Here is an 11,480-nt window from a genome sequence, read left to right as displayed (position 1 = left end):
ATATTCTTTTCTTCAAGATAGATCTGAAGCTCTTTTGGCTCTTTTTCGACTTTGAGTATTTCGAAATAATCCAGAATGCCTTCTGGTAATAAAAAACTGATAAGGGTTTGTTCGGCCTGATTCAAGGGAATTTGTAATTGCTATAAGATACAAAAGAAACAAATTATTCCATCACCCCCAACTTTTCCGCTTGATCCGTAAACCACCGCGCACTTTAAGTTTTGCGTATCCAGCATCCAATCTCTGCCAATCAGCTATGTTTTTTTAAACGTATGCGGTTTGCCAAGGGGAATTAAATCAGTTTTGTCATTGGAGCAATAAAATGTTCCTTGGGTGTCCAGCAGGTTCGTAAGCATCCTCCCTAGACTCTTAAAATTGGCGTAAAAAGACCGTCTAGTTCATGTCCCAGATGCCTGCTGCACGTTCGAGTTGTACCAGTGTAGCGGCATAATTGTATTGAGCCTGGTAATAGCTCTGCTGTACTTCATTGTAGGTCCGCTGTGCATTTAAAACCTCCAATAAAGAGGTTTCACCTCGTTTATAACTATATGCCTTACCTTCAAATACCTTACGTGCATCTGACAACAGGCCATTATTATATTGTGCTACCTGTTTCTCGGCCGCCTTATAGTTCATATAAGCCTGTGTTACTTCGGTTTTTATCTGCAAGAGCACCTGCTCGTACTGAGTAGTAGTTTGCTTTATCAGAAATTGCGCAGTTTTAAGCTCTCCCTTATAAGCATTAGAAAATTTTAAAGGAACTGAAATGCCTACATTGACCGATCTGTAAGCTGGTGTTGGAGCGAGCTCATTAGTCGAAGCGCCGTTATACTGCATGCCTGCAGAAATACCCAGATCGATAGACCTGTTGGCCTTTGCCAATTGCAATGTGTTTGTAGCAACTGCCTGCGTATTGTGTGAAGCTACTGCATCGGCACGGCTAGCTTGTGCATTGGAGATAAGTTGTAACAATGAAAATTTTCGTTCCAGATCCATCAAATCGTTTACAGGCACCAGAAAGGTGCTGGAGTCTACTTTTCCTACATTAAGGCTCAATTGTATCAAAGTTGTTTTCCAATCTGCTTCACCCTGAATTAAATTATTAAGCAGGCTCCGGGCTTCCAGCCTGGATTGCCGGGCATCTGTTTCGGTAATGGAACCTAAGCTAAACCTTATAGAATCTGCATTAGCCAATTGCCTCATCGTACTGTATGAGTTTTGTAACACCCCGAACAAGTGATATTGTTGAACCGCATTAAAATAAGCCAAAGCTGCATCAGCACGCAAATTGCGAAAGAAATCCAGCAGTAAGGCTTTGCTTAATTCCGACTGACTTTTAGCTAAGGCTACCCTTGCGCTACGTTTACCCCCAAGCTCAAGCGTTGTACTAATGCCTGCGCTATATCCTCTGCCCAAAAGCAAGCTTGATTGCTGGTTATCATAAGCACCTACATTCAGCTCCGGATCAGGGAAGACCTTTGCACTTTCAATGCCGGCTTCTGCTATACTTACATTGTACTGCGCAGCTATGTAGCCAAGGTTCTTCCGTCCCACAAGATTTAAGTATTCTCCCAGTTTTATCTCTTTTTTAATAAAAGAAGTATCGGATTGCGCATAACCAGTCAGGGTACCTATTAACAAGACAAATAGATATAGGAAGCTGTTATTTTTCATTTTTTTTATCATCATCATACCATTTTTTTATTCAGGGAATATTTTTTTTCTGTTGGGTATCGGCCATCTTGTAGTTATCCTTGCCCCACTTGTTTTCCATAAGGTAGTATAGCGCCGGAAGCACAAAAAGTGTGATGGCTGTGGCAGCAAAAAGTCCATATACAATTACTGTGGCCAGTGGTCTTTGCACATCTGAACCGATCCCGGTGGCCAATGATGCCGGCAGCAAGCCCAAAGCGGCAACCGTTGCTGTCATAAGTACCGGCCGGAAACGATGTTTGGCACCCTCAACAACTGCCTTGGATAAATCATATCCTTTTTTACGCAGATCATTAATATGCGAGATCAGGATTACCCCATTCTGTATAGCCACACCAAACAGAGCAATAAAGCCGACTGCAGATGATACATTGAGTGTCATACCCCGGATATTAAGTGCCAGCATTCCACCAAACAAAGCAAGGGGCACAATAGAAAGGATAAGTCCGGCCTGTCTGAATTTCCCAAAGGCGCTGTACAGTAACAGAAACATGATAGCCAGTGCAAGGGGTACAATCACCGTAAGTTTAGCATAAGCCCTGTTCTGGTTTTCAAATTGTCCACCCCAGTTAATGCTGTATCTTTCATGGTCATACTTTACATCGTGCTCAATCTTCGATTGTGCTCCCTTTAAAAAGGTAGTCAGGTCACTGCCCCGCAAATTAAGTTTTACCGTAAGGTGCCGCTTATTCATTTCCCTTGTAATGGTACTTTCCCCGGTAGCTGTCTTAACAGTTGCAATCTGCGACAACGGTATTTTCGCTCCTGTCTGTGCTGTTAGCATCAGGTTAGCAATTTTCTCCGGGGTATTACGGCTCTGCTCGTCATAGCGGCAGATCACATCATATACCTTATTGCCTGAAAAAACCTGGGCAACCGCCTTCCCGCCTATAGCAACCTCAATGAGTTCACTTACATCGGTTACATTTAAGCCATATCTTGCTACGGCATCACGATCGACCGAAATCTGTAATTGAGGCAATGGCGGTTCTTGATCGATGGCCACATCAACAGCACCTTTAATCCCTTTAATAGCAGACATTACCTGTTCAGCGATTCGGCGTGTTTCCTTAAAGTCTTCACCGTATATCTTTACTACCAGCTCGCTGTGCGCCCCTGCAATTTTATCCATTACCCCATCGATCATAGGCTGGCTGAATCCTACAGTATACCCTGGCATAGAAGCATATTCCCGGGACAGATCTTCAATAAGGTCTGCTTTTTTTCTTCCGTTTTTCCATTGATTGTAAGGCTTGATCCCGATACTGCATTCAAAATGGGAAGCCGTCCAAGGGTCCGTACCGTCATCATTGCGACCCGCCTGTACCATCATATAGGTTACCTCCCCATACTTCATTGTTCTTTGCCTGAGACTGTCGCTCATTTCTTTCGACTTTTCCAGGGAGACACCGGGAGGTAGCTGAACCTGGAGCCAGATAGAACCTTCGTCAAGGGGTGGCAGAAAATCTTTTCCTACTGTAACAGACAAAATAACGGCACTCGCAAGTACTATCCCAAGCGGGATAAATACCTGTCTTGGTTTGTTCATGATCTTGCGGATTCGCCCGTCATACAAATTCGTTAGCCATTCCAGCCATTTGTTGTGATACAGTTTTGCAGGCTTACGATAAACGGCGTACGCCAAACCCGGTATGAGCAGCAATGCTACTGCCAATGCCCCGATCAGTGCATAGCCTACGGTAAAGGCCATCGGCGTAAACAGTTTTTTCTCAACACGCTCGAAAGAGAATAATGGCAGATAAGCGGTGATAATGATAACGGTGGAAAATAAGATAGGTTTAGCAACAGATAAGGCTCTTTGCCCGATCGACAACTCTTCCAGATCCTGTGTTGGATTATCTTCGCGTTTCTTTAAGATCGTTTCGAGCATCACAATGGTACCGTCCACAATAATCCCGAAATCAATAGCCCCAAGCGAAAGCAGGTTAGCCGGAATATGGGTAAAGTGCATTAGGATAAATGCGATCAGTAGGGCTAGCGGAATGGTGACAGCCACAATCAATGCCCCTCTCCAGCTGCCCAGAAAAATAATCAATACAACAATCACCAGGCCTATGCCTTCTAATAATGTATGGGATACCGTGGATAAAGTAGTATTCACAAGATTGGTTCGGTCCAGGTAAGGACGAATGGTAACTCCTTTCGGGAGAATATTGTTGTTAAGGTCTTCTACCGCTGCATGGATACCCTCCAGAACAATCGAGGGATTTTGTCCCTTCAGCAGAAGCACAATTCCCTCTACACCTTCACTGTGATTGACTTTCCGGTCCGTGTACCCCAATATCCCTTTGCGTTCAAGATTGCCGTACTTCAAAGTACCCACGTCTTTGAGGAAAACAGGCACACCACCTACCGATTTAACCACGATATTACCCAGGCCATCGAGGGTCTTCACCAATCCGATACCACGGACCACATAGCCAAGGTCACCCCTGGTAAGTACACTGCCGCCAGCATTGGCATTATTGTTATTGATAGCAGTCTGTACTTCGGCCAGAGAAAGGTTATACTGTTCCAGTTTGCGTGGGTCGAGCGCGACTTGGTACTGGGTAGTGATCCCGCCAAAATTGGTAACATCGGCAATGCCGGAAACCTGTTTGATGCGGGGAATAATAGTCCATTGTTGCAGGTCGGTCAACGCCCTTAGATCATAGTTTCTACTTTCAATGATATAACGGTATATCTCGCCTACCGGAGAGGTAAGCGGGTCTAATCCCGGCTGTGCATTGTAAGGCAACTCCACATCAATGAGCCGCTCCTGTATACGTTGCCTGGCCCAATAGTCGTCCACACCATCTTCAAATACTATGGTGACCATCGAAAGACCAAAGGTGCTTTTGCTCCTCATGACGTGCATACCTGGCATACCGTTCAATGCCCGCTCTACGGGAATAGTAATCTGCTGTTCCACTTCTTCGGCAGCGAGGCCTGGCACCTGGGTCACTACCTGCGAGGTAACATCGGCAATATCAGGATAAGCCTCAACAGAAAGTTGCTTCCAGGAGTAGTAGCCAAACACAGCGAGCAATAGGAACAAGGCCGCCAGCAGCCAACGTTTGTTTATTGCAGTATATATTAGTTTTTTCATCAGAGTTATATTTTAGCCTTATCTATTTCGCATCCAGTAAATAAAAGCTGCCTTCGCTAACAATCCGTTCGCCAGGCTGCAAACCTGTTCCGATAACAACTCTATCTTCTGAAGTACCGCTAACCGTAACTTTTCGCTTGATGTATTTCCCCGGAGCTACAACCACAAAAACAAAGCTGGCTTCGTTTGTCTGAAGGATGGCTTTGGCCGGAATTAGTATTGCATTTACAGGTGCATCAACGAAATTTACCGTTACATACATTCCAGGTTTTAGCGTATGATCCTTATTATCTGCTTCAATCAACACCTCCACACTACGGGTAGCTTCATCTACAATCTCATTGACATGATAGACTTTACCTTTTATGTGTTGCTCTGGGAGTGCCGCGATTTCAATATTGCATTCGTCCAGTTCATGAATGAACCGGATGTCTTTTTCCTTTACCTGCCCGGCAATCCAGATCTTTGACAGCTCTGCTACGGTTGCTATACTGCTTGCATCATCTTTGATAAACTGACCAAGCACTACTTTATTTTCGATAACCTCGCCAGATATTGGTGCCCTTACTACCAGCGGCTGCCCGATGGACAGACGACCAGGATCGGCTTTAAATATTCTGATTCCGACGGAAGCATTTTCAAATTCCTTCTTTTCTACTTCATAGGATGTCTGGGCTTCTTCCAGGTCTTTTTGCGTGCCAACACCATGCGCTACCAGGTCCTGCTGTCTTTCCAGGTTCTTGCGTGATTGCTCCAGCTGGGATTTAGCCTGGAAGAATATTTTCTGGGCCGTCATAAAATCCGGCGAACTGATTTCAAACAAGGGTGTTTCGGGAGTAGTCCGCATTCCCAATCGCAGATAGGACTTAACCACTCTCCCCGAAAAGGGAGGCGCTATCTCCGCATACTGGGTAGGAATAGCTTTTACAGTACCAGCGGTAAGCATCTGAAGCCTATAGGGTTCATCATGGATTAGCTGGGTTTTTAGTTTGCTGGTCAGATTAGATTTTGAGGATACAATAACGGTGTCACCTTGTAAGGTATAATTCGCAATTGAAGTTTCTGCCTGTTTATCCTGGCAGGAAAAAAGAAATAAAGTTAAAAGGCAGATCAGTATATTTTTCATGTTGCACTGTTTTACAATGTGTTTATCAAGGAACCAGGCAGGTAAAACGTCTCACCTGAGAGGCTAAAAAGCAGCCATGGGCCAGCCTTTTTCGAATGGCGCAAAACTAAAAAAGCCCCTGCAGAGGGGCTGTTAGAGGGGCTATAGAATTTTATTAGAATTTCATTAGAAAAGAAACACCTAGAGATGTGGAATCTTTATTACAAATATGGTTCCTTCTTGTTCCAGCGACTGCACGGCTATTTGCCCTTTATGAAGATCAATTATTTTTTTTGTCAGCGATAGGCCGATACCATTTCCATCCGCAAATTTCTTATTCTCCCCTCGGTAAAAAGGAAGAAAAATATGGGGCAGTGTTTCGGCACTGATTCCTATACCCTTGTCTGCAAAGCGCAGCTCAGTATGTGTTTCATCATAGGCAATAGAAATAATGCTTTGGTGGTCAGCCGAAAACTTACATCCGTTTTCTATCAGGTTGATGAATGCTACCCGTAAAAGGTATTCATTCCCGTAGACTGACACATCCTTGTCATTGTCTATTTCGCTATCAAAGGAAATGGTAACTAGAGAAGAGGGCTGATTGTGCAATACCTCAGACCTGGCATCCAGCAACAATTCATCCAATCTGATGTTTTTAAAGGCTATTTCTGTCTGGTCATAATTAGCCTTTGCCAGATCCAGTAAGCTATTGGAAAGCCGGATCAGTTTCTGCGCATCTCCGATGGTATGCGCTATGGCCTCCTTGTATTCGGCATTATCCCGTTCCTTCTCAAGGGTCAGCTGCAATTCGGCGAGCATAGCGGTTAAAGGCGTCCTTAATTCATGGGAGATATTGGAGACAAAATCTTTCTGCGCATCAAAGGAGTTTTCCAGCCGGTTAAGCATTGCATTAAAGGTAATGGCAAGCTCGGCAATCTCATCTTTCCGGTTGCCTTCGTCAACCCTTAGGTCAAGATTGGTGGCTGTAATCGTTTTTACATTATTGACCAGCGAAGAAACAGGTTGCAAGGACTTTCTGGCAAGAAACTGGCCTGCGAGATAAATAATAATAATGGAGAAAAGAAAAGCAATGATAATCGTATTACGAAGATTTGACAGTTTGGTAAGGCCGTATTCATCTTTTGCAGCAGCAGTTACGATATAAGACCGACCTTCATGGGCATATAAAAAGCCGACAACCTGTAGGTCTTTAATGTAAAACTGAATTTCCTTCTGTGCAATGATAGAATCAATCATGGCTTGGGTTTCTTTGACTTTATCCACCTCTACTGCATCATGATAAAGCAAATGGAATCCGGTATCATATATGGCAACTTCCTCCTGGAACAGGGCATTAGGTGCCTTTTTATAAATCAACTGTAATACTTGCGGCTCTATTTTGGTGTCAAACAATAAATTGGCTTTGGTCGCGGCCTGCTGCTTCAACCTTTTAAAATATTCATCTTCCCTGGTTTCTGATGAAGTGAAATAAACAATCAAGGCGAATGTTAGCAGCATTGCAGCCATCAGTGAAGTATACAATAGGGTAAGCCTCGTTTTGATCTGCATACTTAATCTTGTTTAAAGATAAACCCTAATCCCGATTTCGTGTGGATCAACTTTACATCAAAATCCCTGTCTATTTTCTTGCGCAGATAATTAATATAGACATCAATAAAATTGGTACCGGTGTCAAAAGTTGTTTCCCATACATGCTCAGCTATTTCAGACCGGGACAACACCCTTTCCGGATGCTCCATCATGTATTGCAGCAATTTAAGTTCTTTAGGTGTAAGCGTAATTTCCTTGCCATTGCGCTTTACAATTTTGGTATGCAGGTTATATTCTATGTCTGCATACTTTAATAAGAAACCTTGAGTATTGGGCATCGCTGCATTTCGTTTTAGCAAAGCCCGGATACGCACATGCAGCTCCCTGAACTCAAAGGGTTTCACCAGGTAGTCATCAGCGCCGGCATCAAAACCCTCCACTTTGTCATCGGTAGTCCCAAGCGCTGTTAGCATAATAATGGGCATATTGGGTTTAAAGCTGCGGATTTCCCTGCAGAGGTCCAGCCCATCCATTTTAGGTAAAATAATATCGGTGATAATGAGATCAAAATCCTGGCTGAGTGCAAGCTTTTTGCCTAAAGCACCATCATAGGCTACCGTTGCCTGATAGCCATGTTCTTCCAAGCCACGCTTAACCAGGGTTGCTATACGTTCTTCGTCTTCAACAATAAGAATATTGACCATTTTTCAGAGGGTTAGCAGCAATATGCAAAGATAACAGATAACCTATATGTACAGTGATGATTGTGAATTAAAAGAGTTTTGAGATCTAAAAAAGCTGATCGTGTTATCCTAATTAAAAGGAAGGCAGAAATTAAAGATGTACTATGTTTGATGTTGGAGTATTTCGTGAGAGGTGTTCGATAAAATCCCGCCCAATATTTTTTTGAACGAAAAACTACATTCTCCGCCCATTACTTTTCCTCTTTTTTGCTGGAGAATTTTGCAGAGTTTTCTTGAAGGCGATTTGGCTTTTGTTATTATTTATCTCATTTTCAGTATTTTGAGAGTATTTTTGATCGTTTAATAATAATAAAAGTGGGGCTAGGGGTTCGATTGTAGCCCCGCTCAGCCCGCAGAAGCATAAAAATAACCAGTTAAAACATTGATTTTTAACTGGTTATTTTTTTTAAATTGCATGATTTTGAGTGATCTCAAAAAAGCAATATTTCACAATACACTGATAATCAATTGCTTTACTTCTTGTCGGGTTTCGAGTCCCGTCCACTATCTTTCTGCGGTACTTTGCTCAACTTATTACTTTGGTTTTTCGCCTGTTTAAATGTTATATCGACTAATATTCGCGCTATCAAATTAATAAATTGCTCTTCGCCTAATGAAAAAGCGCCCTCTTCTTTCTCTACCTTGTCTTTCCTTCGAGCCCTTCGCTTTTTCATTAGGATAGGTTAATTGTGTCTTTATAATTGTTCCGCTTTATTGGAAGTGGCTAAATATCTTTCTTTTGTAGCTTGGAGTTATTATGTTTTCATAGCAGATAGCTGAGCTCTTACAAACCCCGGCTTCTAGTTACTTTGGCTGATTAAACATGTAGCGTGCAATTTTCCAAATGCCATTTTCATTTTTCATCAAGAAAAACTCCCTGTTCAATTCTTCAGTTTTCTGACCGTTAGCGTTTATCAGTTGTGTTCCGTTTGATTGCGTGCGAACAAATGCTACACTATCATTTAGTGATACAATTTCTTCAACTTTGAAAGTTACATTGAGCTGAATTGCCTTAAAGACATTTTCGTAAGCAGTTGTGAGCTCTGATGTTCCAGTTGCTGTTGGCAATCCGGTTGGCATAAACACACCATCTGCTGTATATTGACCAACAGCTGTTTCTGCACTTGAATTGTTCAGTGCGTCAAAGTAAATGCCCAATGATTTTTCTATTCCTATTTTTGTTGTTTGATTTTCCATTGCTGTTGTTTTTTTTGAGTTAGAAATATTTAAATTGTCTTTTTGCTGCGTTATTTTATTTTGGCAGGCTGCTAATGCTAATAGCAGCAGTGCCGATGCAAGAATCTTTCTCATAGCGCCTCGTTTTAGTTTTTGTTCTGGGTAAGGACATTCTTAGCTTCCTCAAATGTTACGCTTTTACCTAAGGCTCCAAATTGGTGAAGGTCGCCAAATACTTCAATACGGATAGACTGATTGATCCCACCTATATGAAAAGGCTTAAATCCACTATCTGTAATCAATTCCTCTATTTGTTTATTGCTGTTGGTATTGTCTGAAGCGTAGAAAAGCACCTTTCTTTCGGGCTCTGCGAATGCATCTCCCGACAAAGAGGCAGCCCCTAATGTCCCGAAGGCTTTTACCAAAATTGCGTCCTTTGGGGACAATGGTAAAAGGGTTTGACCAGCAGAGGTATTCTCATCAATAATCTTTTTGAAACCTCCGCTGCCGTCCGGAGCAATAGGATTGGACACATCCACAATTATCTTGCCTTTCAGCTCGGTGGCATATTCCTCTAAGAATCCTTTAATTGCATCAAAGTAGATGGCGGGAATGATGATGTCCGCGTCCCCGATGGCCTTAGCTGTTTCTTCCACTGTTGCCAATGGCCCCAATTCTGCAGCAAAGCTTTGCGCTTTATTGATTTCACGGGAAGATATAATAACCGGGTGGTTACCTTTTATAAGGTTTGCAGCAATGGTTTTACCAATGTTTCCCAAGCCTATAATGGCTACTGTTGTTTTTTGACCTACTGTATTCATCGCTTTATTTTTTTAAATCCGTTTGTCGATATTGACAATACAAAGGTGCGATGAACAATTAACCTGCACTTATAAGGTATGATAAGAAATACCCTTAATGTATCTTAAGGGTAAAGCTATTTTTTAAACCTGTCGTTCTTTATTTTACTCAAAAATTCGGGGGTTACACCCAGATAGGACGCTATTTGGGTGCTAGGTAGCCTGTTGGCTAGATGAGGATATTGATCGACAAAACTTTCATACCTTTCCAATGCAGTGGCACTAACCGTTTGCAGTAGGCGGTCTTGCAGTTCGATATATTTGTCTTCTATGATAACCCGGAAGTTCCTATCAAATTTTGGGTAGTTGGTGTACAAATACCATAAATCGCCCTTGGATATTTCCAGTACAACCGATGGTTCAATTGCTTCAATAAACAGTTTTGAAGGTTGCTCCTTGTGCAAGCTGCCTATATCCGAAATCCAGTCATTTTCAACAGCAAATGCAAGATTGTGCTCAACGCCTTTATTATCTACACCATACATTTTGAAGCAGCCACTCTGCACATAGGTAAAGGACTTGCATATATCTCCTTCCTGTAAAAGGAACTGCCGACGTTTAATTCTCCTTTCCGTAATACGGCTCATCAAAGCCTGTATTTCGCCATCATTAAGCGAAAGATATTTTTCAAAATGGCTTATTATATTTTCCAAATGATAATTGTTCTTTAATTAGCCTTCGAATATACAAAAATGAGAGAGAGCAAATAGTGAATTCGATTTAACAGAGGATTTGAAAAACAATTATTACGCCTTGTCCAAAAGGGTAAAAATAATATCAATTGTACTTACTGGCATCTTGAGAGTTCGATCATTCCCCGTTCACTATTTTGTTGAGCGAAAAACTAAATTTTAGGTCCGCGACTTTTCCTCTTTTTCACAGGAGAACTTTGTGAAGTTTTTTTTGAATCGAATCCCAATTCTTTTTCAATGGTTTCATTATCAGTCCTTTTTATAATATTTTGATCGTTTAATAATATTAAAAGAGGAGCTAAGGGTTCGATTGTAGCCCCGTTCAGCCCGCAACAAAAGCCTTAACTTGAAAAAGTTGAGGCTTTTTTGTTTTAGTGCGCCGGGCATGGCAATCGACTATAGGGTTAGAGTCCCGAACACGCTTAGCAGTAGGAAGTGTTAGCTAGAGACAAGGGTGTCGTGGGTGACTGCGAATCTGAAGGAAGTCCGCGGCAAATATGGGGGCTTACGAACAGAAACTGTATACGAGGC

Annotated in this window: 9 protein-coding genes; all 9 read right to left on the bottom strand. The window is 42.2% G+C overall.

Annotated elements, in window-relative coordinates:
* Window positions 1-393: 393 nt before the first annotated feature.
* The 9 genes from HWV58_RS24150 to HWV58_RS24110 all read right to left on the bottom strand — a co-directional run bounded on the left by HWV58_RS24150 (window position 394) and on the right by HWV58_RS24110 (window position 10,910).
* Window positions 394-1,674 (bottom strand): TolC family protein, encoded by a 1,281-nt coding sequence (locus HWV58_RS24150; protein WP_175636569.1) that lies wholly within the window; start codon window positions 1,672-1,674, stop codon window positions 394-396.
* A 31-nt stretch (window positions 1,675-1,705) separates the two neighbouring features.
* Window positions 1,706-4,822, bottom strand: coding sequence for an efflux RND transporter permease subunit (locus tag HWV58_RS24145; RefSeq protein WP_175636568.1), 3,117 nt, complete (start codon window positions 4,820-4,822; stop codon window positions 1,706-1,708).
* Window positions 4,823-4,844: 22 nt separating this feature from the next.
* On the bottom strand, window positions 4,845-5,948 hold the full coding sequence (locus HWV58_RS24140) for an efflux RND transporter periplasmic adaptor subunit (protein WP_175636567.1): 1,104 nt from the start codon (window positions 5,946-5,948) through the stop codon (window positions 4,845-4,847).
* A gap of 180 nt (window positions 5,949-6,128) precedes the next feature.
* Window positions 6,129-7,496 (bottom strand): ATP-binding protein, encoded by a 1,368-nt coding sequence (locus tag HWV58_RS24135; RefSeq protein ID WP_175636566.1) that lies wholly within the window; start codon window positions 7,494-7,496, stop codon window positions 6,129-6,131.
* A gap of 2 nt (window positions 7,497-7,498) precedes the next feature.
* The gene (locus tag HWV58_RS24130) at window positions 7,499-8,182 is read right to left on the bottom strand and encodes a response regulator transcription factor (protein WP_175636565.1); all 684 of its coding nucleotides are present in this window, start codon (window positions 8,180-8,182) and stop codon (window positions 7,499-7,501) included.
* Window positions 8,183-8,694: 512 nt separating this feature from the next.
* Window positions 8,695-8,895, bottom strand: a complete 201-nt coding sequence (locus tag HWV58_RS24125) for a hypothetical protein (RefSeq protein ID WP_175636564.1) — start codon at window positions 8,893-8,895, stop codon at window positions 8,695-8,697.
* Window positions 8,896-9,025: 130 nt separating this feature from the next.
* Window positions 9,026-9,532, bottom strand: coding sequence for a YybH family protein (locus tag HWV58_RS24120; protein WP_175636563.1), 507 nt, complete (start codon window positions 9,530-9,532; stop codon window positions 9,026-9,028).
* 11 nt (window positions 9,533-9,543) lie between these two features.
* Entirely contained in the window at window positions 9,544-10,218 is a 675-nt protein-coding gene (locus HWV58_RS24115; RefSeq protein ID WP_175636562.1) for an NADPH-dependent F420 reductase, read from the bottom strand.
* A gap of 116 nt (window positions 10,219-10,334) precedes the next feature.
* On the bottom strand, window positions 10,335-10,910 hold the full coding sequence (locus HWV58_RS24110) for a Crp/Fnr family transcriptional regulator (RefSeq protein ID WP_235972812.1): 576 nt from the start codon (window positions 10,908-10,910) through the stop codon (window positions 10,335-10,337).
* Window positions 10,911-11,480 lie beyond the last annotated feature (570 nt).

The sequence above is a fragment of the Pedobacter ghigonis genome (genome assembly GCF_903166585.1).
GTDB classification, from domain to species: Bacteria; Bacteroidota; Bacteroidia; order Sphingobacteriales; family Sphingobacteriaceae; genus Pedobacter; species Pedobacter ghigonis.
This window is presented reverse-complemented; position numbering and strand designations above follow the sequence as displayed.